This is a genomic window from Acidovorax sp. sif0632, from assembly GCF_019218805.1.
Lineage (GTDB): Bacteria > Pseudomonadota > Gammaproteobacteria > Burkholderiales > Burkholderiaceae_C > Acidovorax > Acidovorax facilis.
The window spans coordinates 278,608-304,072 of the sequence record NZ_JAHUWW010000004.1; the positions used below are offsets into that span (position 1 = coordinate 278,608).

Sequence of the window (25,465 nt, forward strand, 5' to 3'; positions counted from 1 at the left end):
GGACGTACGACATGACAGACCCCCAGCAGCCCGGCTCTTCGGGTTTTGACCCAAAAAGTAATCCCGCGCCCGACCTGTGGGCGCAAGCAGCTACAAATTCAGGAGCATCTGTGAGCGACTCATCGCGTGAACCCGGCTGGGAGCGCGCCACGCTGGAAAAGCTGGCCTTCTCCGCCCTCCAAGAACAGCGCAGCGCCCGCCGCTGGAAGATCTTCTTCCGCCTGGCATGGCTGGTGCTGATTGCCGCAGTTGCCTTTGCGGCCCTGCGCCAGGCATCGCCCAGTGCCAGCAAGAGCACGCCCCATACGGCGGTGGTGGACATCAAAGGTGAGATCGCCAGCGGCGCCGAGGCCAGTGCCGAGTTCGTGGTGGCCGCCATGCGCAGCGCACTGGAGGACGAAGGCTCGCAGGCCCTGGTGCTGCTCATCAACTCCCCCGGCGGCAGCCCGGTGCAGGCCGGCATCATCAATGACGAAATTGTTCGTTTGAAGGCCAAGCACAACAAGCCGATCTACGCCGTGGTGGAAGAAACCTGCGCCTCGGCGGCGTACTACATTGCCGCTGCAGCGGACGACATCTACGTGGACAAGGCCAGCATCGTGGGCAGCATTGGTGTGCTGATGGACGGATTCGGCTTCACCGGCACCATGGAAAAACTGGGCGTGGAGCGCCGCCTGCTCACCGCGGGTGAGAACAAAGGCTTTCTCGACCCCTTCAGCCCGCAGACCGAAAAGCAGCGTGCCTACGCGCAGACCATGCTCGACCAGATCCACCAGCAGTTCATTGCCGTGGTGAAAGCCGGGCGTGGTGACCGCCTCAAGACCACGCCCGACACCTTCAGTGGCCTGTTCTGGACCGGCCAGCAGGCCGTGGAAATGGGCCTGGCCGACAAGCTGGGCAACCTGGACTATGTGGCCCGCGAGGTGGTGAAGGCCGAAGACATCATTGACTACACCCGCCGCGACAACGTGGCGGAACGGCTGGTCAAGCGTTTTGGCGCGGCGATTGGTGTGGGCGCCGTGAAGTCACTGGCCGTGGCAGGACCTCAGCTGCGCTGACACCGTCCGACGTGGCCTTTGGGCCATGCACAAAAAAAGCCCCGGGTGGAGATTCCACACGGGGCTTTTTGCGTCTGGGCCTGCGTGGCCGGTACGTGGTGTGACGCATCCTGTCGTGCCGGGCCTCCGAGGGCTGGCAGGAGGGTGTTTTTTAGCTGTCCAGCCCGCCCGCCTTGCGCTGGCGCGAGCCGTCTTCCAGGATGGTGTCGTCGGCCACCAGCTTGCCCGTCTCGTCCCACTGCTTGCGGGCCGTAAGGCGTGTGCGTCCCCGGGCATCGGGGGCTGAATACTGTTCTTCAATCGCCAGCCGGCCGTTGTCGTGAAAGGCCTGCTGCGTGCCCACGGGCCATTGCTCGGCATTGAGCTGTTCGCGCCGCGCCAGCTTGCCATCGTCACGGTACATCTCGCGCTGCACGCGCGCCTGCTCACCGGCGCCGGTCCAGGTACTGCGCTCTCGCACCGATCCGTTGAGGTACCAGCGCTCGACCTGCACCTCCCGCCCATCGGCAAAACTGCGCTGCTCGATCAGCTGGCCGGATGCGCCGTAGCGCTTGGCGCTGAACAGCGATCCCCGCGTATCGCGCAGTGTGCGCTCGTCCGGTGCGAACACCCGTTCCTCGCGCAGCACACTTTTGCCGCCCTCGGTGGTGAAGCTGCGGTGCACACGCCGACCGTCCACCACGAGTTGCTGGGCGGCGACGATGCCGTCGCGGGTCCATTCGGTCGCGTTCAGCAGGCGGCCCTGGTCGTAGTGCAGCTGCGCGGTTTTGGCGCCGTTGTCTGCATGGAGCAGGGTGTCAGTGGCACCGTCGAAGCCGCAGAGTTTGCGGTCGTCGGGCAGCACGCTGGTGCGCGGGCAGAACAGGCGTGTGGGCTGGCCCTTGCTGTTGGTTTCCACATAGAACAGCTCCTGCCCGCCGCCGTGGAACGACACGCGCTCCACGCGGCCGGTGGCGTCAAAGCGCCTCACGGCCCCCTGGGTGCGGCCGTTGTCGGCGGTTTCTTCGCGCCGCACCTGGCCGTTGGGCCAGAACTCGGCCACCCGGCCGTGGCTGTTGCCGCGTTCGTTGACCGTGCGTTCGCGCTGCAGGCGGCCTTCGCGGTCGAACATGCGCTCCAGGCCCACGAACTTTCCGTCGCGCAGTTCCTGCTCGCGCTGGAGGTGGCCGGTGTCTTCTTCGCGGCAGCGCACCAGCCCGGACTGGCCGGCGGTTTCGGAACCGTTGGAAATATTGATGGGTTTGCCATTCAATTCACAACGAATAATGGCCTCAGCGCCTGAACCATAAGCGCTAACAGCTATAAAAAATATAGTGAATAGACGGTTCATGCTCAGCGGCCCATAGCAAACACGACAGGGGTGCGGTTGTCTGGGGGCGTGGGTTGCTGGCGCCATTGCCGCACGAGCTGGCTGCGGATGCGTGCGTCGGGCAGCGTCAGCCCGCTGGCCAGCGCCAGGCGGGTGTGGGGCTGCAGCGTTTGCACCAGGGCCTGCCAGAGGGCGGCGTTGCGGTAGGGAGTTTCGATGAAAAGCTGGGTCTGTCCTGTCTTGAGGGCCAGGCTTTCCAGCTCCTTGATACGCTGGATGCGCTCCTGGCTGTCCTGGGGCAGGTAGCCGACAAACGCAAAGTTTTGCCCGTTCAATCCGCTGGCCGCCAGCGCCAGCAGCAGCGACACAGGGCCCACCAGAGGCACAACGGGGATATCAAGGTCGTGTGCCGCGCGCACCACGGACGAACCGGGGTCGGCCACGGCTGGCATGCCCGCCTCGCTGATCAGCCCCATGTCGTGCCCATTCAGTGCCGCTGCGAGCAGCGGGCGTGCGTCGAACGGGGCTGATCCCTTGTCGCCATGGTCGCCTTTTTTGTGGACTTCGCGGGGAAGCTCGGTGATCTGCTGCTGCTGCAGGGGGGCTGCCAGGGGGTGCAGTGCGTCGATGCGTTTGAGGTAGGCGCGTGTACTCTTGGCGTTCTCGCACACCCATTGGGTCAGCCGTGCAGCCGTCTGAAGGGTGGCCGAGGGCAAGGCATTCTGCAGCGGGACCTGGGTGTCGCAGCCAAAGTCGAGGGGGGCGGGCACGAGATAAAGCGTGCCCTTGCGAGCGCCAGAGCGCGGTTCGGTGGGGGGATTTGTCATGGCAGCACCAAGCCTGCCGCGCGCAGCATGCGGCAGGTGCGGATCAAAGGCAGTCCGATGAGGGCTGTGGGATCGTCGCTGTGGATGGCATCCAGCAGCGCAATGCCCAGGCCTTCGCTCTTGGCGCTGCCGGCGCAATCGTAGGGTTGCTCGGCGCGCAGGTAGCGCTCGATTTCCGCGTCAGACAGCTCACGGAATTTCACCTCCACCGGGGCCAGGTCGATCTGCTCGAAACCCGTCGCGGCGCACACCACGGCCACGGCGGTCTGGAACACCACGGTCTGGCCGCGCATCTGGCGCAGTTGCACCACCGCACGCTCGTGGTGGCCGGGCTTGCCCAGGGGCTCGCCAGCGAGGTCGGCAACCTGGTCGGAGCCGATTACCACCGCATCGGGGTGGAGTTGCGCCACGGCGCGTGCCTTGGCCAGCGCCAGGCGCAAGGCCAATGAGCGAGGGGCTTCGCCGGGCAGGGGGGTCTCATCCACCTCCGGGGCCGTGACGTCAAAAGGCAGGTTCAACCGCTCTAGCAATTCACGCCGATACCGCGATGTGGAGCCCAATACCAGAGGGCGTTTCAGGGGGGGGGATTGATGCATGCGCCGATTCTCTTACACTGCCGCCATGACCAAGGAATTCTCCCCCCAGCGCCTCGACGTGAAAGCCTTTGCACAGGCGGGCGGTCGGCTGGCGGGCCACGATTCACTGCTGAAGTACGAACGCCTGGCCCAGGAGGCCAAGGGCCTGCACCCGGACCTGATGGTGGACTGGGAGGCTGTGGGCGAAGTGCGCACGGCGCTGGGCGGCATGGGCCAAGTCTGGCTGCATATCAAGGTTACTGCGAGCTTCCCCATGGAATGCCAGCGTTGCATGACGCCGGTGGATGTGCCGCTGGAGGTGGACCGTGAGTTTCGCTTCGTGGCCGACGAGGCCACCGCAGAGGCTCTGGACGACGAAAGCGAAGAAGACCTGCTGGCCATGAGCCGCGAGTTTGACCTTCACGAGCTGATTGAGGATGAGTTGCTGATGGCCTTGCCCGTGGTGCCCAAACACGACGAGTGCCCTACCGCAGTACCACTGGCTTCTTCGGACGACGATTTTGAGGAAGCCAACGACGAAAAGCCCAATCCTTTTGCGGCGTTGGCCGCACTGCGCAAAGACAACAAGGGCTGATTGGACGACCCAAAAATCATTTGGGTTATAATCGTGGGCTTCACGCGAACCCCATCGTGTCTTTTTGGGCTGATCGCGTTTTTACCAACCTATTCCAGATCAGGAGCCATCATGGCCGTTCAGCAAAACAAAAAGTCCCCCTCCAAGCGCGGCATGCACCGCTCGCACAATGCCCTGAATGTGCCAGGCATTGCCGTGGAACCCACCACCGGTGAAACGCACCTGCGTCACCACATCAGCCCCAACGGTTTCTACCGTGGCCGTCAGGTGCTGAAGAACAAGTCTGAAGCCTGATCTTCGCCCCATCCAAAGGCCCGTTGCTACTGAAACCGTAGCGCGGGCCTTTGTTTTGACCGTCGTATTTATTTTTCCGGCCCTCCTGGCCGGCCGGACAAGTCGCCCATGATCACACTGGCTGTTGACTGCATGGGGGGCGACCATGGCCCCCGCGTCACGCTCGCGGCGTGCCGCCAGTTTCTCGATACACACCCTGATGCCCGCCTGCTGCTCGTCGGCCTGGTGGATCGTCTGCAATCGTTTTCGCACGACCGTGCCACGATCATTCCTGCTACCGAAGTGGTGGCCATGGATGATCCTGTCGAGGTGGCTCTGCGCAAGAAGAAAGATTCTTCCATGCGCGTGGCGATTCAGCAGGTCAAGGATGGCGCGGCCTCTGCGGCCGTTTCGGCAGGCAATACCGGCGCGCTGATGGCTATTGCCCGGTATCTCCTCAAGACGCTGGACGGCATCGACCGCCCCGCCATTGCGACGCAATTGCCCAACGCCGCAGGTGGTGCCACCACGGTGCTGGACCTTGGGGCGAATGTGGATTGTTCCGCCGAGCATTTGTTGCAGTTTGCCGTGATGGGCTCTGCCTTGGTATCGGTCCTTCGGGATGGCGGGGAGCCCACCGTCGGTTTGCTCAATATCGGTGAAGAGGCGATCAAAGGTAGTGAAGTAATCAAAAAAGCCGGTGAATTGCTGCGATCTGCAGCCAATTCCGGTGATTTGAATTTTTATGGAAATGTTGAAGGCAATGACATTTTCAAGGGCACTGTTGACATCGTGGTATGTGACGGATTTGTGGGCAATGTGGCCCTCAAGGCCAGTGAAGGGGTGGCATCAATGATCATTGGCGCCCTGAAAACGGAGTTCTCCCGCAACATTTTCACTAAAATCGCTGCGATCACCGCGTATCCGATCTTAAAAGCGCTCATGAAGCGCATGGACTACCGCCGTTACAACGGCGCGGCGCTCTTGGGGCTGCGCGGGCTGGTGTTCAAGAGCCATGGGTCGGCTGACACAATGGCGTTCGAGCAGGCTTTGAACCGGGCGTATGATGCAGCCCGCAACAACCTGCTCGACCGCGTCCGGACCCGGATTGCGCACGCAGCGCCGCTTCTGGTGCCTGCGGATGCCCAGCCCCAGCCTGGCGTTGCGGCGACGATGACACATTGATGAGACGCTACTCCCGCATTACCGGCACCGGCAGCTACCTGCCCCCGCGCCGGCTGACCAACGCTGATCTGGTGGCTGAACTGGCCCAGCGCGGCATCGAAACCTCAGATGAGTGGATCGTGGAGCGCACCGGCATCCGCGCGCGCCACTTTGCAGCGCCTGATGTTGCCTGCAGCGATCTGGGCCTGGAGGCTGCGCGCAATGCCTTGCAGGCGGCGGGCCTTCTGCCGACCGACATTGATCTGATCATCGTGGCCACGTCCACCCCGGATATGGTGTTTCCCTCGGCTGCCTGCATATTGCAGAACAAGCTGGGAGCCAATGGTTGCCCTGCGTTTGATGTGCAGGCGGTGTGCAGCGGTTTTGTCTATGCCCTGTCCGTGGCGGATGCCATGATCCAGACGGGTGCTGCCAACCGCGCGCTGGTCATTGGGGCAGAAGTTTTCAGCCGTATTCTGGATTTCAATGACCGCACGACCTGCGTGTTGTTTGGTGATGGTGCGGGTGCCGTGGTGCTGGAGGCGTCGGAAACGCCGGGCATCCTGTCCAGCGACCTGCATGCCGACGGCAAGCATGTCGGCATCCTGTGTGTGCCCGGCAACGTGTCGGGTGGCAAGGTCCTGGGGGACCCCGTCCTCAAGATGGACGGGCAGGCTGTCTTCAAGCTGGCGGTGGGCGTGCTGGAGAAGGCCGCGCATGCGGTGCTGGCCAAGGCGGGGCTGACCGAGGCCGATATTGACTGGCTGATTCCACACCAGGCCAATATCCGCATCATGCAGGGCACGGCCCGCAAGCTCAAGCTGTCCATGGACAAGGTGGTGGTCACGGTGGACCAGCATGGCAACACTTCGGCAGCCTCCATTCCCCTGGCGCTCGACCATGCGGTGCGTACGGGCCAAGTCAAAAAGGGTGAGACCCTGCTGCTCGAAGGTGTGGGCGGCGGCTTTACCTGGGGCGCGGTGCTCCTGAAGTTATAGCTTTTGGCGCTTGCTGGATAAGCGCTAGGCATCAATTTCAATCATATTTCTGGATTTTTCATGAAGTCTTTTGCATTTGTCTTTCCGGGACAAGGCTCGCAATCGGTGGGCATGCTCGACGGATGGGGTGATCACCCGGTGGTGGCCCAGACCGTGCAGGAAGCCTCGGATGCCCTGGGTGAAAACATCGGCCTGCTGATCAAGGAAGGTCCCAAGGAGGCGCTGGCCCTGACCACCAACACGCAGCCGGTGATGCTGGTGGCTGGGGTGGCTGCATGGCGTGTCTGGCGTGCAGAAGGTGGTGCAGCCCCGGTCGCTGTTGCGGGGCATTCTCTGGGCGAGTATTCGGCGCTGGTTGCCGCAGGTGTGTTGACGCTGGCCCAGGCGGCGCCTCTGGTGCGCCTGCGTGCAGCTGCCATGCAGGAGGCCGTGCCGGTCGGCACTGGCGCCATGGCTGCCATCTTGGGGATGGAGGCTTCCAAGGTCATCGCAGGATGTGCCGAGGCAGTGGCCTCGTTCGGTGTGGGAACGGCAGAAGTGGTTGAGGCTGTCAATTTCAACGACCCCGTCCAGACGGTCATTGCGGGCACCAAGGCCGGCGTCGAAAAGGCCTGCGAAATGCTCAAGGCGGCAGGTGCCAAGCGCGCACTGCCATTGCCGGTGTCTGCCCCTTTTCACTCCAGCCTGATGAAGCCTGCCGCTGAGAAGCTGCGCTTGGCGCTGGCGGATGTGGCGCTTGCTGCGCCCCAGACTCCGGTTCTGAACAATGTGGATGTCGCGGTGCAACAGGATGCTGATGCGATCCGAGACGCGCTCTACCGCCAGGCCTTTGGCCCCGTGCGCTGGGTGGAGTGTGTGCAGGCCCTCAAGGCCCGGGGGGTCACCCATATTATTGAAAGTGGCCCTGGCAAAGTGCTGGCGGGTCTGACCAAGCGCATCGATCCTGAGCTGGTGGGTGCGACACTGTTTGATATGGCCACGCTGGCCGAAACCCGGGAGTTGTTGGCATGACGCAATCCTCATCGGCCGCGCAAGTGGCGTTGGTCACAGGCGCATCGCGCGGCATTGGTGCGGCCATTGCGCTCGAGCTGGCGGTACGTGGCTACCAGGTGGTGGGCACGGCCACGACGGACGATGGCGCCGAGCGCATCAGCCAGGCCCTGGCGACCTACCCCGGCTGCCGTGGTGCCAATCTGAACGTGAATGACGGAGCTGCCATCGAGGCGTTGATGGATTCCATCGTCAAGCAGCAGGGTGGTCTGCATGTGCTGGTCAACAATGCGGGCATCACCCGCGACACCCTGGCCATGCGCATGAAGGACGATGACTGGGATGCGGTGCTGGACACCAATCTCAAGGCGGTTTTCCGCGTGAGCCGCGCGGCGATTCGCCCGATGATGAAACAGCGATTCGGGCGCATTATCAGCATCACCAGTGTGGTGGGGGCATCGGGCAATCCCGGTCAGGCCAACTACGCGGCGGCCAAGGCTGGAGTGGCGGGAATGACCCGTGCACTGGCCCGCGAACTGGGCAGCCGCAGCATCACGGTCAATTGCGTAGCGCCGGGATTTATCGAGACGGATATGACGTCGGTGCTGCCCGAGGAACAGCAAAAAGCCCTCAACGCCCAGATCCCTTTGGGGCATATGGGCAAGCCGCAAGACATCGCACATGCCGTGGCCTACCTTGCTTCGCGCGAAGCAGGGTACGTGACCGGGCAGGAGTTGCATGTCAATGGCGGCATGTACATGTAATTGAGACAAGTTAACGCCGGTTCATCCGGACGGCGGGCTGCTGAGGGGCTTCTCCTTAAGCGGCTAGAATCGCGGATTCATTCACAACCCCCAGAGGGAAACCATGAGCGATATCGAAGCACGCGTCAAAAAAATCATTGCCGAACAACTCGGTGTGGAAGAGTCCCAAGTCACCAATGAAAAGGCCTTCGTGGCAGACCTCGGTGCCGACTCGCTCGACACGGTGGAACTGGTGATGGCACTGGAAGACGAATTCGGCATCGAGATCCCTGACGAAGACGCCGAGAAGATCACGACGGTGCAAAACGCCATCGACTACGCCAACACCCACCAGAAGGCCTGAGCGGCGCACTGCGCCTGACTCAAGCGATCAACAGAAGGTTTTTACGCATGAGCCGTCGTCGCGTTGTCGTGACCGGCCTGGGATGCGTCAGCCCCGTGGGCAACACGGTGGCCGAATCCTGGGCCAATCTCCTTGCCGGAAAATCCGGTATTGACCTCATCACCAAGTTCGACACGTCGAACTTTGCCTGCAAGATTGCAGGGGAGGTCAAAGGTCTTGACCTGGAGTCGTACATCAGCGCCAAGGATGCGCGCGCGATGGACAGCTTCATCCATTTCGGCATTGCAGCTGCTGCACAGGCGGTTGAAGATGCCGGTCTGCCCACGGGTGAAGCGCTCAGTGAAGAGTTTGCAACACGCATAGCCTGCGTGATCGGTTCGGGGATTGGTGGCTTGCCACTGATCGAGAATACCCACGCGGAACTGGTCAGTCGCGGTCCGCGGCGCATCACGCCGTTCTTTGTGCCAGCGTCCATCATCAATATGGTGGCGGGCCATGTGTCCATGCGCTTTGGCTTCAAGGGGCCGAACCTCGCGGTCGTGACGGCCTGCACAACCGGCCTGCATTGCATTGGCGAGGCTGGTCGCATGATCGAATACGGTGATGCGGATGTGGTGGTGGCGGGTGGCACTGAATCCACGGTGTCGCCGCTGGGCATTGGTGGTTTTGCGGCCATGCGCGCCCTGTCTACCCGCAACGATGACCCCAAGACCGCTTCCCGCCCCTGGGACAAGGACCGAGATGGTTTTGTTTTGGGTGAAGGCGCCGGGGTCATGGTGCTGGAGGAATACGAGCATGCCAAAGCCCGTGGTGCCAAGATCTATGCGGAACTGGGTGGTTTTGGCATGAGCGCCGATGCAGGCCACATGACGGCCCCCAGTATGGATGGTCCACGCCGTGCCATGCTCAACGCCCTGCGCAATGCCGGCATGAATGCCGATCAAGTTGACTACCTCAACGCCCATGGCACTTCCACGCCGCTGGGTGATATTAATGAGACGAATGCCATCAAGGCGGCCTTGGGCGACCATGCTTACAAGGCTGTGGTGAGCTCCACCAAATCCATGACCGGTCATTTGCTGGGTGGTGCGGGCGGTATTGAAAGCATTTTTACAGTGCTGGCCTTGCATGAGCAAAAGGTACCACCCACCATCAATTTGGCGAATCAGGACCCCGAGTGCGATCTGGACTACTGCGCCAACACGGCGCGTGACATGAAGATCGACGTTGCAGTCAAGAATAACTTCGGTTTTGGTGGCACCAACGGGACGCTGGTTTTCAAGCGCGTCTGATCATTGGGTCAGGTGCTCTGCCGCCCGACTTGGCGAGGCCGTGGTGTCTTGTTGCGATCCTGCAATCGTTGGTTGCTCAGCACGGGCCTATGTTCCGTGCTAAGCAGGCGGCACAGCCTCGGTAGCGTTTCGTGGGTGTGACTTCGCAGCGACCACCTTCGGTGTTTTACCCCCTGCGGCGCAGCCGCTTGTTCGGGGGCTTGCTGGGGGCATTGTTGCTGATCAGCGCAGCGGGGCTGCTTGCTTGGTTCGTTCGAAGTGGTGGTGCTGCATCCCCATGGCCCGCAGCGATGGCGGGTGGTCTCTGGTGTCTGGCTGCCGCCAGCGCATTCCATTTCTGGTTCTGTCAATTCTCTGGTGGTATCCACTGGGATGGCCAGACCTGGACACTGGTGGCTCCGAACTCCGGGGCGGCCTGGATGGCATTGTCCGGACCTCCTGAAGTCCTTCTCGATTTGCAGTCACATCTGTGGCTGCATGTCATTCCGGTGGGGCACCGCCGCACCTGGTTGTGGCTGACGTGTTCCGCGCAGCCCGAGCGTTGGCTGGATCTGCGGCGTGCGGTATATTCGCGCGCCAGACCGGGCGCTGACAACGCTGACGAAACCGCCCCGGCCAGCAGCCGTGGGCGTGAATCCTGAGTATCCATGACTGTAATTCCGCCTTCCCCTTCCGAAGATAGCGACCTCCAACTGGTGGAGCGCGCGGTAGCGGGCGATCAGCGTGCCTATGAGTTACTGGTCATCAAGTACCAGCGCCGTATCGAGCGTCTCATTGGCCGGATGGTGCGGGACACCGACATCGTTCAAGACATAGCGCAGGAGACGTTCATCCGGGCCTACCGCGCGCTGCACCAGTTCCGGGGGGATGCGCAGTTCTACACTTGGCTCTACCGGATTGCTGTCAATACCGCCAAGAAGGCGCTCATGGACATGAAACGCAATCCGGTCATCTCTGAGAACGCTTTGCGGGGGAACGAGGACGAAGATGAAACTTCCCGCCTCGGACACGAACTAACCAGCGACGAAACCCCCGAAACCGTACTCGCTGCCCGAGAAATCGCGCAAGCCGTGAATGCGGCTATGGAGGCTTTGCCCGACGATCTGCGCCAGGCGGTAACGTTGCGCGAGATTGAAGGGCTGAGTTACGAAGAGATTGCGACGGCCATGGATTGCCCCATCGGCACGGTGCGGTCACGGATTTTTCGGGCGCGAGAGGCCATTTCGGCAAAAGTGCGTCCTCTGCTTGAGAACCAGTCAGGCAAACGGTGGTGAGGTAATGAAATGAACAACGCTGTACGAAGTGATGGATTGGTGGGCGGTGCTGTGGTGGCTGAGATAAGCAGGCGCGAGCAATTGTCGGCACTGGCGGATGGTCAGTTGCATGGGGACGAGGTGGCGGACGCCTTGGCCTATGCGGCGCAAGCCGAAGGCCATGCCACTTGGCAGCTCTACCATTTGGTGGGAGATGTATTGCGTTCTTCCGACCTCGCGCAACCTGCCAATCCGAACTTCATGGCGCGGTTGCGTGATGAACTGGCCAAGGAAGGGCCTGTCGTACGTCCTGCGGCCGCTGCTGTGCAGCAGGTGGATGTGGTGGCCCCCGCAATGGCGGATGCTGCCAATGCGTCGGTCTTTCGCTGGAAAATGGTCGCGGGTTTTGCGTCTTTGGCGGCAGTTGCGGCGATTGGTTGGACCTCTTTGGCCACGTTGCAAAGCAATGGTGCACCCGGCGCCACGGGTGGAGCCCAACTGGCCATCTCTCCCGAGTCGGGTGCGAATGGCCCCAGCTCCGGTGCCCCTGTTGTCGCAGTGGCTGATGCCGATGGTGGCGCGCAGGTGATGATTCGGGATCCCCGCCTGGATGAGTTGCTGGCGGCACACAAGCAGTTTGGCAGCACATCCGCATTGCAGATGCCTGCAGGATTTTTGCGCAATGCCACCTTTGAGACGCCCAGCCGCTGAGCCGGGAGTGGCTTGCTGGCGTGGTGAGATTGTGTGATGAGCTACCCGGGAGTTTTGTGCGTTTGGTTGAAAGCACTGCCGCAGCAGTTCAAACACGGGGTGGTTGCTGCCCTGTGTGTGACAGGACTCTCCGTATCGGCAGGGGTCTCGTCGGCTGAGGGGGGTGTTTCTTCTGCAGCAGAGGCGGCTCCCGCGACTGCGGAGCGCAGTATTCTGCAGTGGATCGAGCGCATGCACAGCGCGCCCTGCGCGCGCCCGTATGCCGGTACCTTTGTGGTGCTGGCTGCTTCCGGAGCGATGGCCAGTTCACGCATCTGGCACGCCTGTGAAGGGGCGCAGCAGATGGAGCGCGTGGAGGCTCTCAGTGGCACTCCCCGGACCATTTTTCGGCGCAACGACGAGGTACGTACGTTCTGGCCACAGTCGCGTGTGGTGCGGTCGGATCGACGGGATGCCTCTGGGCTGTTTCCACGAGTTCCGGTGGTTGAGGGCACTTCCATATCCCATTTCTATGCCGCACGCCCTGTGGGCCAAGAGCGCGTTGCAGGATTTGTTGCCGACGTGGTGTGGTTCAAACCCGTGGACTCGCTGCGTTTTGGCTACAAGCTGTGGAGCGAGCGGGAGACCGGCCTGGTCGTGAAGCTGCAGACCTTGGGCGCGAACGGACGCGTTCTGGAGCAGGCTGCATTCTCGGAGTTGGACTTGAACGCCCCCGTTCGCGTGGAGCAGCTTTCACGCCTGATGGACGCGACCGCTGGTTACAAGGTGGTGGCGCCGGTTGTGGTCAAGACCACGGCCACGGCCGAGGGCTGGGTGCTTCGTCAGCCGGTTGCTGGCTTTGTTCCGGTGAGCTGCCATCGGCGCGCTGTGTCTGCTGACGACGGTGCGCAGGGTGTCTTGCAGTGCCTGTACTCCGATGGTCTTGCATCGGTATCGCTGTTCATCGAGACCTTTGATCCCCAGCGACACCCCTCCCAGCCCCAGGTCTCGGGTATGGGGGCCACGCAGCTTCTTGCGCAACGGGTCTTGCCCGATGTATGGCTCACAGTAGTGGGGGAGGTTCCTTTGCAGACCCTTCGCCTGTTTGCGGGTCAATTGGAGCGCACACGCTGACACTGACACTGAGGCCAGTGGGCGTGACGCTGGCGGCTGCTGTCTCTGAGCCAGCGCTGTGGCGGGGCCGTTTGCAGGGGCATGCGAAGTGCATTTGCGATGCGGGAACCAAATGGCCGCACACTCTTCACAGTTACACACAGTTTGATGACTGTATTTGCTACCAATCACGAAAGGTCGATGATGTCGAAGTTCGATGGAAATGCGCTGCGCTCCTTGGCATTTGCATGCATGTTCGCAGGGGTTGCTGGCGGCATGGGTTTGCCCCAAGCTGCCTTGGCACAACCTGCTGCAGCGGTTCGCGGGTTGCCAGATTTTACGGATCTGGTGGACCAGGTGGGGCCCTCGGTGGTCAATATTCGGACGGTAGAAAAAGCGTCGAGCCGTGCAAGTGCAAACGGCATGGACGAGGAGATGATGGAGTTCTTCCGCCGCTTTGGCGTGCCGATCCCCAATGTGCCCAGGCAGCAACGTCCTCAGCGGCCGCAAGACGACGAGCAGCCGCGCGGCGTGGGTTCTGGCTTCATCCTGACTGCGGACGGGTTTGTGATGACCAATGCGCATGTCGTGGACGGTGCTGATGAGGTGATCGTCACGCTGACCGACAAGCGCGAATTCAAGGCCAAGATCATTGGTGCGGACAAGCGAACCGATGTGGCGGTGGTCAAGATCGAGGCCACGGGCTTGCCTGCCGTCAAGGTGGGTGATGTGGGGCGTCTGCGGGTGGGCGAATGGGTGATGGCGATTGGATCGCCCTTTGGGCTGGAGAACACCGTGACTGCGGGCATTGTGAGTGCCAAGCAGCGCGATACGGGGGACTATCTCCCGTTCATCCAGACCGATGTGGCCATCAACCCGGGCAACTCGGGCGGTCCGCTTATCAACATGCGTGGCGAGGTGGTGGGGATCAACAGCCAGATCTATTCGCGCTCGGGTGGATTCATGGGCATTTCGTTCGCGATTCCGATGGACGAAGCCATCCGCGTGAGTGAGCAGTTGCGCGCATCCGGTCGGGTGACACGGGGCCGTATCGGCGTGCAGATCGGGCAGGTCACCAAGGACGTTGCGGAGTCCATTGGCCTGGGCAAGGCCCAGGGTGCGCTGGTGACCGGGGTAGAGGCGGGGTCACCCGCAGACAAGGCGGGCGTGGAGGCTGGTGACATCATCACCCGCTTTGACGGCAAGTCCATCGAGAAGGTTGCGGACCTGCCCCGACTGGTGGGCAATACCAAGCCTGGTACCAAGAGCACGATGACCGTGTTCCGCCGTGGCGCCTCGCGGGACCTGGGCATCACCATTGCAGAAATTGAGCCCGACAAGCCAACTGCCAAAACGGCGGAGCGTGAGGAGAAACCCAAGGCTTCGGCTGCTGCACAGCAAATGGGATTGGCGGTCACGGAACTTTCGGACACCCAGAAAAAGGAGCTCAAGATCAAGGGCGGTGTGCTGGTCGCGACCGCCACAGAGGCCGCAGCACGTGCCGGCCTGCGCGAAGGGGATGTGATTCTCGCGATTGCCAACACGGAAGTGTCTGGTGTGAAGGAGTTTGAGGCTGTGCTCGCCAAGGCCGACAGGAACAAGCCTATCAATGTGCTGTATCGGCGCGGCGAGTGGGCCCAATATGCCTTGATCCGTCCCGGACGATGACGAGTGGCGTTGTGGCAGATGTGGGAAGATGGTTGACCCATTTCCCCACGTTTGCAGCAGGCCTTTGTCGAAGGTGTGGGCATTTTGGTTTTTTTGTCTTTTCCTTCTTTCGATGTTGAAAGTTAGCCTTGGCTAACTTTATGAAGGTCTATCAACTGATTTCGATAGAATAGAGGCCCCTGTTCAACGCTAATTCATATATTAGCTGGACGTTGATTCACGATGCGGGATGTGACGGTGTCATGCACAGCCGATCCACAGCTCACCCACAAGTTGTCCAGCGTTGTAGTTGTGCAGACTGTGTATAAGTTGTTGATAAGATCCCTGTTGCACCCTGGCAACTCCCCTTGGATGCAGTCGGATGGGCTTTTTACTGCGGGCTTTTTGCCTACAATGAAGCTCCAACTATCGCAGTTGCCAATGATTGTTGGTTCAGGGCGCGTCGCCATTCGACGCGCCCTTTTTTCTTGTGTGCTCCGTTTTAATTCAATCACTTGACGCTTTCCGTTGATGAACCACATCAGAAATTTTTCCATCATTGCGCACATCGACCATGGCAAGTCGACGCTTGCAGATCGCTTGATCCAGCGCTGCGGAGGCCTTGCGGACCGTGAGATGGAGGCCCAGGTTCTGGACTCGATGGATATCGAAAAAGAGCGTGGGATAACCATCAAGGCGCAGACCGCAGCGCTGCAATACAAGGCGCAGGATGGGCAGGTCTACAACCTCAATCTGATCGACACACCGGGGCATGTGGACTTCTCGTATGAAGTGAGCCGCTCGTTGTCGGCATGCGAGGGCGCGTTGCTGGTGGTGGATGCTTCGCAAGGCGTGGAAGCTCAGACCGTTGCGAACTGCTACACCGCATTGGATCTGGGTGTCGAGGTGGTGCCGGTACTCAACAAGATGGATCTGCCCAATGCCGATCCCGACAATGCCAAGGCTGAGATCGAAGATGTGATCGGCATTGACGCGACCGACGCGATTCCCTGCTCCGCCAAGACCGGCATGGGTATTGATGAGATCCTCGAAGCCATCGTGGCCAAGGTGCCCGCGCCGCGCGGCAATGCCGATGGACCGCTTCGCGCGATGATCATCGACAGCTGGTTCGACAGCTACGTGGGTGTGGTGATGCTGGTGCGCGTGGTCGATGGCCGTTTGCTCAAAGGCGAGCGCATCAAGATGATGGCCAGTGGTGCGGTGTACAACGCGGACAACCTCGGTGTGTTCACGCCCGCCAACGAGCCGCGCAACTCTCTTGACGCAGGGCAGGTGGGCTACATCATCGCTGGTATCAAGGAGCTGCAGGCTGCCAAGGTGGGTGACACGATCACGCTCGAAAAGAAATTGCCCAACAATGCGGGCCCTGCCGCCGAGGCGCTCCCCGGCTTCAAGGAAATCCAGCCCCAGGTGTTTGCCGGTCTGTACCCGACCGAGGCTAGCGAATATGACTCGCTGCGTGACGCGCTTGAAAAACTCAAGCTCAACGATGCTTCGCTGCACTACGAGCCGGAAGTGAGCCAAGCGTTGGGCTTCGGTTTTCGTTGCGGGTTTCTTGGCCTGCTGCACATGGAAATCGTGCAGGAGCGTCTGGAGCGTGAGTTTGACCAGGATCTCATCACGACTGCACCCAGCGTGGTCTACCAAGTGGTCAAGGCCGATGGTGAAGTGATCATGGTCGAGAACCCCTCCAAGATGCCGGACCAGGGGCGGCTTGAGGAAATCCGCGAGCCCATCGTCACGGTGCATCTGTACATGCCCCAGGACTATGTCGGCCCGGTGATGACGCTCGCCAACCAAAAGCGCGGTGTGCAGATGAACATGGCGTACCACGGTCGCCAGGTGATGCTCACCTATGAAATGCCGCTGGGCGAAATCGTGCTCGACTTCTTCGACAAGCTCAAGTCGGTGTCGCGCGGCTATGCATCCATGGACTACGAGTTCAAGGAGTACCGTGCGTCCGACGTGGTGAAGGTGGATATCCTTCTGAACGGTGAAAAGGTGGATGCACTGTCCATCATCGTGCACCGCTCTCAGTCCCAGTACCGTGGCCGAGCAGTGGTTGCCAAGATGCGCGAGATCATCAGCCGCCAGATGTATGACGTGGCCATCCAGGCGGCCATTGGCGCCAACATCATTGCGCGCGAGACCATCAAGGCATTGCGCAAGAACGTGCTGGCAAAATGTTACGGCGGCGATGTCAGCCGCAAACGCAAGCTCCTTGAGAAGCAGAAAGCAGGCAAGAAACGCATGAAACAGATCGGATCGGTCGAAGTGCCACAAGAGGCATTCCTGGCCATTTTGCAGGTGGAAGACTGATGCTCCAGTTCATGCAGATTTTCACATCCCTGGTGCTGGCCGCATTTGGTGGCTATATCGGGGCTTGGTACTTTGGTGCCCTCGAAGGCAATTTCGCCTTGCTGTTGTTCCTGGCCACGGTGGTCACGGGCGCGTACTGGCTGGCCGAGCGTTTCTACTTTCTGCCCCAACGCCGCCGAGCTGCCCAGGCCGTCGAAGATGCGGCGACCGCACGCCGTGCGGAGCTGGATCGCATGGGCATCCAGAAGGTCGATGTGGATGTGCAGGAGGCCAAGGGGCGGCTGCTCATGCAGCCTTGGTGGCTGGACTGGACGGCGGGGCTTTTCCCGGTCATCGTTGCCGTGTTTGTTCTGAGGTCGTTTCTTTTTGAACCCTTCAAGATCCCGTCGGGTTCGATGATTCCCACCCTGCTGGTGGGCGACCTGATCCTGGTGAACAAGTTTACCTACGGTGTCCGCCTGCCGGTGATCCATACCAAGATCACCGAGGGCACCAAGCCTGCGCGCGGAGATGTTCTGGTGTTCCGCTATCCACCCCAACCGAGCCTTGACTACATCAAGCGGGTGGTGGGTGTGCCGGGTGACGAGGTGGCTTACCTTAACAAGCGCCTCACGGTCAACGGCCAGGCCATTGACACCAAGGCGCTGCCAGATTTTTTCGAAGAAGACTCGATGCGCTACTTCAAACAGTTTGAAGAGCAACTGGGTGCACAGCCCCATCGTTTGTTGAACAACCCGGATGTGCCCGCCTTTGTGCAAGGCGCCAGCAATTTTGCCTATCGCAAGAACTGCCGTTACAGTGTTGAGGGCGTTGTATGCAAGGTGCCCGAGGGCCACTATTTCATGATGGGGGACAACCGGGACAACTCGCTCGATTCACGCTACTGGGGCTTTGTTCCTGAGGGCAATATCGTCGGGAAGGCCTTTTTTGTCTGGATGAATTTCGGTAATCTCAAGCGCATTGGGTCGTTCCATTGATGGATGACCAGCTTTTTTGGACACTGAGGGGGAAACACATGCATATCAAACGCTCTACCAGCCCATTTCGGCAACGTGGTTTGTCTTTCTTTGGTTTGGTGTTCGTCGGGGTATTCGCCGTGGCTGTATTTGCGATTGGTGGACAGTCTGTCCCCATTTTTCTGGAGTATCAGGCGATCAACAAGGCTGCAACTAAGGCTGCTAAGGAGGCCTCCACTGTGTCTGATGTCCGAGCCAGCTTTGACCGTGCGGCGGCCATTGACAACATCAGCTCCATACAAGGCAAGGACCTGGAAGTTGCCAAGCGGGGCGACAACAAGGTCGTGGTTTCCTATAAGTATTCCCGTGAGATTGCGTTAGCGGGCCCAGCCTTCCTTGTCTACCGCTTTGAAGGACAGACCAAGTAGTGCTTCCCGGTCTTCAAGCGTTGCAGGCGCGCCTGCAGCATGTTTTCTCCGATCCATCCCTTCTCCAGCGCGCCACCACGCACCGCAGTTTTTCGGCCGACCACAACGAGCGGCTGGAGTTTCTGGGTGATTCCGTGTTGAATCTGGCGGTTGCGAGCCTGCTGTATCGGCAGTTGTCGGCGTTGCCGGAAGGCGATCTCTCTCGCGTGCGTGCCAACCTCGTCAAGCAGGACACGCTTCACCAGCTGGCGCTGGGCCTCAAGATCTCCGACGTGCTGAGATTGGGTGAGGGCGAGTCTAAATCAGGTGGCCAGCAACGTCCTTCTATCCTGGCGGACGCGCTCGAAGCGCTGATTGGCGCGGTTTACCTGGATGCCGGGTACGCGAGTGCCGAAGCGTTGGTGCACCGCCTTTTTCAGGGCGTGGAGATCAACCCGCAGATGCAGGCTGCATCCAAGGACGCGAAAACTGCATTGCAGGAGTTGCTCCAGGGCCGCAAAATGAAGCTGCCGCAGTACAAGGTCGTCGCCACAGTGGGCGCTGCGCACCGCCAGACCTTCGACGTCGAGTGCGATATTCCTGAACTGGGCCTCACCGAACGCGGCATCGGCGGCTCCCGCCGGGCGGGCGAGCAGGCAGCCGCTGCTGCCATGCTGGCCACATTGAAAGCAAAGAAATTATGAATGATGCTACCAAAGATGTAGCGAATGAAGCCGCTCCAGCAAGCGCTGGAGCGCAAAATGACCTCGAAGCCATGCTGGCGGCAGCAGGCTCCCCGGCCGCCGTGCCCGGCCAGCGTTGTGGTGTGATCGCCATCGTGGGCAAGCCCAACGTGGGAAAGTCCACATTGCTCAATGCGCTGGTGGGGCAGAAGATCAGCATCACCTCTCGCAAGGCGCAGACCACGCGGCACCGCATCACCGGTATTCGCACGCGCGAGCAGACTCAGTTCATTTTTGTGGACACACCGGGTTTCCAGACGCGCCATGCCACCGCACTCAACAAGTCGCTGAACAAGACCGTGATGGGCGCGATTGGCGATGTGGACCTGATCCTCTTTGTGGTCGAGGCGGGCAACTTCACGCTGGCCGATGCCAAGGTGCTGTCGCTGTTCAAGCCCGGCATCCCCACGCTGCTGCTGGCCAACAAGCTCGACATGGTGCACCGCCGCGCTGAGCTGGCCCCCTGGCTCAAGAGCATGCAGGAGCGCCACCCGTTTGCAGAGTTCGTGCCCATGTCGGCCAAGAACAAGGGCGACATCGAGCGCCTGTTCGGCATCTGCGCCAAGTACCTGCCCGAGCAGGGCTGGTGGTACGGCGAAGACGAGCTGACCGACCGCAGCGAGAAATTTCTGGCGTCCGAAACCGTGCGCGAAAAGCTGTTCCGCTTCACGGGTGACGAACTGCCTTACACCTCTACCGTGGTGATCGACAAGTTTGAGGAAGAAGCCAGCAAGCAGCACAAGCGGCTTGTAAAGATCGCTGCCACCATCGTGGTCGAGCGTGACAACCACAAGATGATGGTGATCGGCGACAAGGGCGAGCGCCTGAAGCGTATTGGCACCGAAGCCCGCCAGGAACTGGAAAAGCTCATGGATGCCAAGGTGTTCCTGGAGCTGTGGGTCAAGGTGCGTTCCGGCTGGGCCGACGACGAGGCGCGCGTGCGCTCGTTCGGTTACGAATAACTCCGTGCCCGCCCGCGACCCTGTCTTGCCCGGGCGGCATAAGCTGTCTGGCGCTTGCCAGCCGCATGCATTTCTGCGGGACTGAAGCCAATGGCTGCCGCCAAGCGCATCTCCGATGAACCCGCCTTCGTGCTGCACAGCTACGACTGGAGCGAATCCAGCCTGATCCTGGAGGTTTTCTGCCGTCAGCAAGGGCGTGTGGCGCTGGTGGCCAAGGGGGCCAAGAAGCCCAGCTCCAACTTCCGCCCGGTGCTACTGCCGCTCCAGCCCTTGTTGGTGACCTACACGCTCACCGGCGATGGCAGCGCAGACATCCACACCCTCAAGGGGGCGGAGTGGGTGGGCGGCCATGTGATGCCCGCGGGCGATGCCCTGCTGTCGGGCATGTACCTCAACGAGCTACTGCTGCGCCTGCTGGCGCGCGCCGATCCACATGCGGCCCTGTTCGATGCCTATGCCGGTGTGGTGCGCGTGTTGGCCAGCGAACATGGCGATGCGTTAGAGCCCGTGCTGCGCAGCTTCGAACTGTTGCTGCTGCGCGAGATTGGCTTGCTTCCTGGCCTGGATGTCCAGACCATGACGTTGGAGGTCTTGCAACCCAAGACGCGCTACACGCTGGTGCCCGAAGGCGGCCTGCGCGCCTCCTCCTCGGCCGACCGCGCGGGCCTGCTCGGCGTCCAGTGGCAGACGTTGCAACGCGCGCTGGACGCCGCCGCCACCTACACCGCCACCTTGCGTGCCTGTGCGCCGGTGGCTGCAGAACTCAAACCCCAGCTGCGCGCCCTGCTGCAATACCATTGCGGCAGCCCCATGCTGCGCACCCGCCAGCTCATGATCGATCTGCAGGCCCTATGAACCAGACCTCACGCACCCCCCACGCCACGACCCTCTCGGTCAATGTCAACAAAGTCGCCCTGGTGCGCAACACGCGCCACCTGGGCATTCCCAGCGTCACCCGGGCGGCCGAGCTGTGCCTGCAGGCGGGGGCCCAGGGCATCACGGTGCACCCCCGGCCCGACGAGCGGCACATCCGCAGCCAGGACGTGTTCGAGCTGGCCACGCTGATGAAGGCCTGGCCCGACCGCGAATACAACATCGAGGGCAATCCATCTCAGAACCTGATGGACTTCATCCGCGAGGCTCGCCCGCACCAGGCGACCTTTGTGCCCGACAGCGAAGACCAGTTCACCAGCGACCACGGCTGGAGCTTTCCGCAGGATGCCGAGCGCCTGGCACCCCTGATCGCCGAGTGCAAAGCACTGGGCGTGCGCGTGAGCCTGTTCATGGACCCCGTGCCCGAGCAGATGGCCGCCGCCAAGGCCGTGGGCGCAGACCGGGTGGAGCTTTATACCGAGCCCTATGCCGCAGCCTGGGGCACGCTGCAGCAAGACGTTGAGCTCAAGCGCTACGCCGCCGCCGCCCAGGCCGCGCTGGATGTGGGGCTGGGCGTGAACGCGGGTCACGACCTCAACCGTGACAACCTCGCCGCCTTTGTGCGCGAGGTGCCCGGTGTGCTCGAAGTCTCGATCGGCCACGCCCTCATTGCTGACGCGCTGGAACTGGGCTACGCCGCCACGGTGTTGGCCTACCTGGGCTGCATCCAGTCAGGTTGTGCTGCACAACCTGATGACTCCTGATTTGATAGCTGCTAGCGCTTGATGGATAAGCGCTAGAGCCCAATTTTATTCAAAAACCATGATCTACGGCATTGGCACCGACATCTGCGACGTGCGCCGCATCGCGGCCAGCCTGGAACGCCACGGCGAGCGCTTTGCCCAGAAGGTGCTGGCAGACGGCGAACTGGCCACCTGGCGCGAGAGGAGTGGCCGTTGGCCCGACCGCGGCCTGCGCTACCTGGCCACGCGGTTCTCTGCCAAGGAAGCGTTCAGCAAAGCCATCGGCCTGGGTATGCGCATGCCCATGACCTGGCGCCACTGCGAAGTGGCCAAGCTTGCGAGCGGCCAGCCCGTGATCGTGCTGCACGGCGCACTCAAGGAATGGTTTGACGCCAAAGGGCTGAAAGCGCACCTGAGCGTGACGGACGAGACCGACTACGCCGCCAGCTTCTGTGTGGTAGAGAAATTGGATTAAAAATGGCATCTGGCGCTTGATGGATAAGCGCTAGCAGCGATGTTTGTAATAGCAACCTGATGTTTGACACCCTATGACCGAACACGCCCCCCTCATCCTCGACGTGGCAGGCACAGAGCTGACTGCCGCCGACCGCCGCCGCCTGGCCCACCCGCTGACCGGCGGCGTGATCCTGTTTGCCCGCAACTGGGAAAACCGCGCGCAGCTGCTGCAGCTGACCAGCAGTATCAAGGCCGTGCGTGACGATCTGCTGATCTGCGTGGACCATGAGGGCGGCCGCGTGCAGCGCTTTCGCACCGATGGCTTCACCCACCTGCCGCCCATGCGCGCTCTCGGCGAGATGTGGATGGACGATGGCAAGGGCGCCAAGGCCGTGCCTGGCAGCGGCGCGCTGCGCGCCACCAATGCGGCCACGGCGGCGGGCTACGTGCTGGGTGCGGAGTTGCGCGCCTGTGGGGTTGATTTCTCGTTCACCCCCGTTCTCGATCTCGATTGGGGTGAAAGCGGCGTGATCGGCGACCGTGCCTTTCACCGCGACCCGCGTGTGGTGGCGCTGCTCGCCAAGAGCCTCATGCACGGTCTGCTGCAGGCCGGCATGGCCAACTGCGGCAAACACTTCCCGGGGCACGGCTTTGTCAAAGCCGACTCGCACACCGAGGTGCCGGTGGACAAGCGCAGCTTGAAGGCCATCCTGGCCGACGACGCCGCGCCATACCCCTGGCTCAGCAGCACGCTCACCAGCGTGATGCCCGCCCATGTGATCTACCCCAAGGTGGACAGCCGCCCCGCAGGCTTCTCGCAGCGCTGGCTGCAGGACATCCTGCGGCGGCAGATGCGTTTTGACGGCGCCATCTTCAGCGACGACCTCAGCATGGAAGGCGCTCGGCGTCTGGACGGCCAGGTCGTCAGCTACACCGATGCCGCCGTGGCAGCGCTGGAGGCAGGCTGCGACCTGGTGCTGTTGTGCAACCAGAGCGTGGGCGATGGCAAGGCCGTGGATGAACTCATCGACGGCCTGGAACAGGCCCAGAACCAGGGCCGCTGGCAGCCGAGTGTGGACAGCGAATCCCGCCGCCTGGCGCTGCTGCCCGAAACCTTTCCCCAGGCCTGGGATGAGTTGATGTACCAGCCCGCCTATCTGCAGGCCTTGGACCTGTTGCCCTGACGCCGTGAGAGCCAGTGGCCGGGAGTCTGGTGCGGCGCCCCTCGTCGTTGCCGTGCTCGCCGGGTGTGCAACCCGCCTGCGCTCGCCGCCTAGCGTGCGACCCTGCCAGACCCTCACGCACAGCCGATTTCTCGGCTTCAGTGGACTAGGGCGTGTTGAAAGGCCCTGGCGTGACTGGAGGCGGGGCTGCCGGTGCACTTTCTGCGGCCTCTGCAGCGTTGGCGGGTAGTGCAGGCGGTGGTGGCACCCCCTGAAACCTGCGCACCACGCGTTGAAATACCAGCGCATTGGGAATCTGCAGCCACGCGACCTGGTCCGCCGCAGCGCCATGGTCTTCGAGCGTGGTGTAGAGCAGGTTGATGTCCACCACACGTCCTTTGGCCCCGGGCTTTTCGGCGGTGTCCAGCACCTCGATGTAGTCGCCAATCTTGAAGGGCCGCACGGTGAAGATGAGCAGCGCGCAAAACAGGTTGGAGAGCACACTCCACGCCGCGAAAAAGGCCACGGCCCCGACAGTGGCAAACCCGGTGAACGCGGTCCAGAGCACGGTGGCCGACACCCCCATGCGTTCCAGCACCAGCAGCGCCGCACTGGCAATGATGAGCCAGCGGATCAGCCCGTTCATGGGCACCACCAGTTCGTCGGGCACCTGGTAGTGCGCGCTGGCGCGGCGCACGATGCGGCGCAGCACCCGTTGCAGCAGCCAGGCGACAAACAGGATCAGCAGGATCTGCGTGCCGGGGATGATGACTTCGAGCCAGTCTTGTACCCAGTCGGGAAGGCGGGTTTTCAGCAGCTGCATGCGCGAAACGGCGGTGCGGGCGTTCCGCTCGGTGGCGTCAAACGTGAGGGCAGAAAAGAAACTCAATTGCGCAGTTGCTCCACGGTGTCCATCTGCATTTCAAAACTGAAGAAGCGATTGCGGCCCTGGGCCTTGGCGGCATAAAGCGCCTGGTCGGCACGCATGATCATGCTTTCGGCGTTCGTGCTGTCGTCAGGCACGCAGGTGGTGATGCCGCCTGACAGCGTGAGGATGTTGCCCAGCGGTGAATCTGCGTGTGGAAGGGCGCGCACCTTGAGCAGCTGTCCCAGGGCCCGCGCGAAGGTCATGGCACCCGAGCGTGGCGTGTTGGGCAGGATGAGGGCGAATTCCTCACCACCGTAGCGCGAGGCGATGTCACGCGGGCGCACGCACACCTCGCGCAACAGGCGGCCGACTTCCTTCAGGCAGGCATCGCCCTGCACATGCCCGCTGGCGTCATTGAAGAGCTTGAAGTGGTCTAGGTCGCACAGCATCAGCGTGAGCGGCGTACCGTCCCGGCGAGCAGCCAGGATCTCGTTGTGCAAAATGCGGTCAAACCCCCGGCGGTTGACCAGGCCGGTGAGCGCATCGATCTCCACCATTTCGTTGAGCCGCTGGTTGGCCAGATGCAACTCGGCCGACATGGAGACGAGCCTGCGGCGCATGTCCAGCAGCCGGCGCATGGCACGCAGTTTGGCCATCAGCACGATGGGCTTGACGGGTTTGACGAGGTAGTCGTCACCACCCACTTCAATACCGCGCCACACATCGAGTTCGTTGTCCAGGCCCGAGAGGAAGATGATGGGCGTCCAGTCGCCCGCCTCGCTCTCGCGCATCTGCTGGGCCACCCAGTAGCCGTCCTGGCCGGGCAGCCGGATGTCCAGCAGCACCAGATCGGGGCGGTGGGTTTTGAACAGGTGCAGCGCTGCGATGCCTTCGGGCGCCTCAAAGATGTCTGACACCCCAGCCCGCCGCAGCTCGGCCACCAGCGCTGCGCGCACGGATCCCTGGTCTTCGACCACCAGCACCGAAAAAGCGTTGCCCGAGGGCAAGGGCTGGCTGGCCGGGTAGGGGGCGTTGCTGGAACTGAAGGGCACGGTAGTGTCTC

The 25,465-nt window shown here is 61.7% G+C and carries 27 protein-coding genes; 22 read left to right on the forward strand and 5 right to left on the reverse strand.

What is annotated here, in order from left to right:
- Positions 1-11: 11 nt before the first annotated feature.
- Positions 12-1,058 (forward strand): S49 family peptidase, encoded by a 1,047-nt coding sequence (locus KW832_RS14920; protein WP_176886645.1) that lies wholly within the window; start codon positions 12-14, stop codon positions 1,056-1,058.
- 151 nt (positions 1,059-1,209) lie between these two features.
- Here the strand turns inward: KW832_RS14920 and KW832_RS14925 are convergent, their stop codons facing one another.
- The 3 genes from KW832_RS14925 to KW832_RS14935 form a co-directional block, all read right to left on the reverse strand.
- A complete protein-coding gene (locus tag KW832_RS14925) occupies positions 1,210-2,310 on the reverse strand; it encodes a toxin-antitoxin system YwqK family antitoxin (protein WP_218300543.1) in 1,101 nt (366 codons plus the stop codon).
- Between the two features lie 80 nt (positions 2,311-2,390).
- On the reverse strand, positions 2,391-3,194 hold the full coding sequence (locus KW832_RS14930) for an SAM-dependent methyltransferase (protein ID WP_218300544.1): 804 nt from the start codon (positions 3,192-3,194) through the stop codon (positions 2,391-2,393).
- On the reverse strand, positions 3,191-3,790 hold the full coding sequence (locus KW832_RS14935) for a Maf family nucleotide pyrophosphatase (RefSeq protein WP_218300545.1): 600 nt from the start codon (positions 3,788-3,790) through the stop codon (positions 3,191-3,193). The genes KW832_RS14930 and KW832_RS14935 overlap by 4 nt, the downstream gene beginning before the upstream one ends.
- 25 nt (positions 3,791-3,815) lie before the next feature.
- On the opposite strand from KW832_RS14935, the gene KW832_RS14940 reads away from it, so the two are divergent.
- The 21 genes from KW832_RS14940 to nagZ all read left to right on the forward strand — a co-directional run bounded on the left by KW832_RS14940 (position 3,816) and on the right by nagZ (position 23,555).
- The gene (locus KW832_RS14940) at positions 3,816-4,364 is read left to right on the forward strand and encodes a DUF177 domain-containing protein (RefSeq protein ID WP_121420774.1); all 549 of its coding nucleotides are present in this window, start codon (positions 3,816-3,818) and stop codon (positions 4,362-4,364) included.
- A gap of 111 nt (positions 4,365-4,475) precedes the next feature.
- Positions 4,476-4,658, forward strand: coding sequence for a 50S ribosomal protein L32 (rpmF, locus tag KW832_RS14945; protein WP_005794249.1), 183 nt, complete (start codon positions 4,476-4,478; stop codon positions 4,656-4,658).
- A gap of 108 nt (positions 4,659-4,766) precedes the next feature.
- On the forward strand, positions 4,767-5,822 hold the full coding sequence (gene plsX / locus KW832_RS14950) for a phosphate acyltransferase PlsX (protein ID WP_121505747.1): 1,056 nt from the start codon (positions 4,767-4,769) through the stop codon (positions 5,820-5,822).
- Positions 5,822-6,799: a beta-ketoacyl-ACP synthase III gene (locus tag KW832_RS14955; protein ID WP_121420773.1), complete on the forward strand. Its 978-nt coding sequence runs from the start codon at positions 5,822-5,824 to the stop codon at positions 6,797-6,799. Before plsX ends, KW832_RS14955 begins: the two co-directional genes overlap by 1 nt.
- A 60-nt stretch (positions 6,800-6,859) precedes the next feature.
- Positions 6,860-7,810 carry an ACP S-malonyltransferase gene (gene fabD, locus KW832_RS14960; protein WP_121505748.1) on the forward strand — a complete coding sequence of 317 codons (951 nt, stop codon included), beginning with the start codon at positions 6,860-6,862 and terminating at the stop codon, positions 7,808-7,810.
- Entirely contained in the window at positions 7,807-8,553 is a 747-nt protein-coding gene (fabG, locus tag KW832_RS14965; RefSeq protein ID WP_121505749.1) for a 3-oxoacyl-ACP reductase FabG, read from the forward strand. The genes fabD and fabG overlap by 4 nt, the downstream gene beginning before the upstream one ends.
- Positions 8,554-8,656: 103 nt before the next feature.
- Complete coding sequence (gene acpP, locus KW832_RS14970) at positions 8,657-8,896, forward strand: acyl carrier protein (protein WP_003058049.1); 240 nt, start codon at positions 8,657-8,659, stop codon at positions 8,894-8,896.
- A 47-nt stretch (positions 8,897-8,943) separates the two neighbouring features.
- Positions 8,944-10,188 (forward strand): beta-ketoacyl-ACP synthase II, encoded by a 1,245-nt coding sequence (gene fabF, locus KW832_RS14975; RefSeq protein ID WP_055399467.1) that lies wholly within the window; start codon positions 8,944-8,946, stop codon positions 10,186-10,188.
- 647 nt (positions 10,189-10,835) lie between these two features.
- The gene (gene rpoE, locus KW832_RS14980; protein WP_055399464.1) at positions 10,836-11,462 is read left to right on the forward strand and encodes an RNA polymerase sigma factor RpoE; all 627 of its coding nucleotides are present in this window, start codon (positions 10,836-10,838) and stop codon (positions 11,460-11,462) included.
- Positions 11,463-11,471: 9 nt separating this feature from the next.
- Positions 11,472-12,152: a sigma-E factor negative regulatory protein gene (locus tag KW832_RS14985; protein WP_218300546.1), complete on the forward strand. Its 681-nt coding sequence runs from the start codon at positions 11,472-11,474 to the stop codon at positions 12,150-12,152.
- A gap of 36 nt (positions 12,153-12,188) precedes the next feature.
- Entirely contained in the window at positions 12,189-13,265 is a 1,077-nt protein-coding gene (locus KW832_RS14990) for a MucB/RseB C-terminal domain-containing protein (RefSeq protein ID WP_218300547.1), read from the forward strand.
- A gap of 183 nt (positions 13,266-13,448) precedes the next feature.
- Positions 13,449-14,912: a DegQ family serine endoprotease gene (locus tag KW832_RS14995; RefSeq protein ID WP_370628717.1), complete on the forward strand. Its 1,464-nt coding sequence runs from the start codon at positions 13,449-13,451 to the stop codon at positions 14,910-14,912.
- Between the two features lie 510 nt (positions 14,913-15,422).
- A complete protein-coding gene (lepA, locus tag KW832_RS15000) occupies positions 15,423-17,231 on the forward strand; it encodes a translation elongation factor 4 (RefSeq protein WP_055399457.1) in 1,809 nt (602 codons plus the stop codon).
- Complete coding sequence (gene lepB, locus KW832_RS15005) at positions 17,231-18,208, forward strand: signal peptidase I (RefSeq protein WP_218300548.1); 978 nt, start codon at positions 17,231-17,233, stop codon at positions 18,206-18,208. Before lepA ends, lepB begins: the two co-directional genes overlap by 1 nt.
- Positions 18,209-18,246: 38 nt before the next feature.
- Positions 18,247-18,615 (forward strand): DUF4845 domain-containing protein, encoded by a 369-nt coding sequence (locus tag KW832_RS15010; protein ID WP_176886634.1) that lies wholly within the window; start codon positions 18,247-18,249, stop codon positions 18,613-18,615.
- The gene (rnc, locus tag KW832_RS15015) at positions 18,615-19,298 is read left to right on the forward strand and encodes a ribonuclease III (RefSeq protein WP_176886633.1); all 684 of its coding nucleotides are present in this window, start codon (positions 18,615-18,617) and stop codon (positions 19,296-19,298) included. The genes KW832_RS15010 and rnc overlap by 1 nt, the downstream gene beginning before the upstream one ends.
- The gene (gene era, locus KW832_RS15020) at positions 19,295-20,299 is read left to right on the forward strand and encodes a GTPase Era (RefSeq protein ID WP_121505757.1); all 1,005 of its coding nucleotides are present in this window, start codon (positions 19,295-19,297) and stop codon (positions 20,297-20,299) included. Before rnc ends, era begins: the two co-directional genes overlap by 4 nt.
- A 90-nt stretch (positions 20,300-20,389) precedes the next feature.
- Positions 20,390-21,154 carry a DNA repair protein RecO gene (gene recO / locus KW832_RS15025; protein WP_218300549.1) on the forward strand — a complete coding sequence of 255 codons (765 nt, stop codon included), beginning with the start codon at positions 20,390-20,392 and terminating at the stop codon, positions 21,152-21,154.
- Positions 21,151-21,936: a pyridoxine 5'-phosphate synthase gene (locus KW832_RS15030; RefSeq protein WP_218300550.1), complete on the forward strand. Its 786-nt coding sequence runs from the start codon at positions 21,151-21,153 to the stop codon at positions 21,934-21,936. Before recO ends, KW832_RS15030 begins: the two co-directional genes overlap by 4 nt.
- Before the next feature lie 58 nt (positions 21,937-21,994).
- Positions 21,995-22,390, forward strand: coding sequence for a holo-ACP synthase (gene acpS / locus KW832_RS15035; RefSeq protein WP_121505760.1), 396 nt, complete (start codon positions 21,995-21,997; stop codon positions 22,388-22,390).
- Between the two features lie 73 nt (positions 22,391-22,463).
- Positions 22,464-23,555, forward strand: a complete 1,092-nt coding sequence (gene nagZ, locus KW832_RS15040) for a beta-N-acetylhexosaminidase (RefSeq protein WP_218300551.1) — start codon at positions 22,464-22,466, stop codon at positions 23,553-23,555.
- A gap of 145 nt (positions 23,556-23,700) precedes the next feature.
- On the opposite strand, the gene KW832_RS15045 is transcribed toward nagZ, so the two are convergent.
- The gene (locus KW832_RS15045) at positions 23,701-24,357 is read right to left on the reverse strand and encodes a mechanosensitive ion channel family protein (RefSeq protein WP_121422808.1); all 657 of its coding nucleotides are present in this window, start codon (positions 24,355-24,357) and stop codon (positions 23,701-23,703) included.
- Positions 24,358-24,419: 62 nt separating this feature from the next.
- On the reverse strand, positions 24,420-25,454 hold the full coding sequence (locus KW832_RS15050; RefSeq protein ID WP_121505761.1) for a diguanylate cyclase domain-containing protein: 1,035 nt from the start codon (positions 25,452-25,454) through the stop codon (positions 24,420-24,422).
- Between the last annotated feature and the right edge of the window lie 11 nt (positions 25,455-25,465).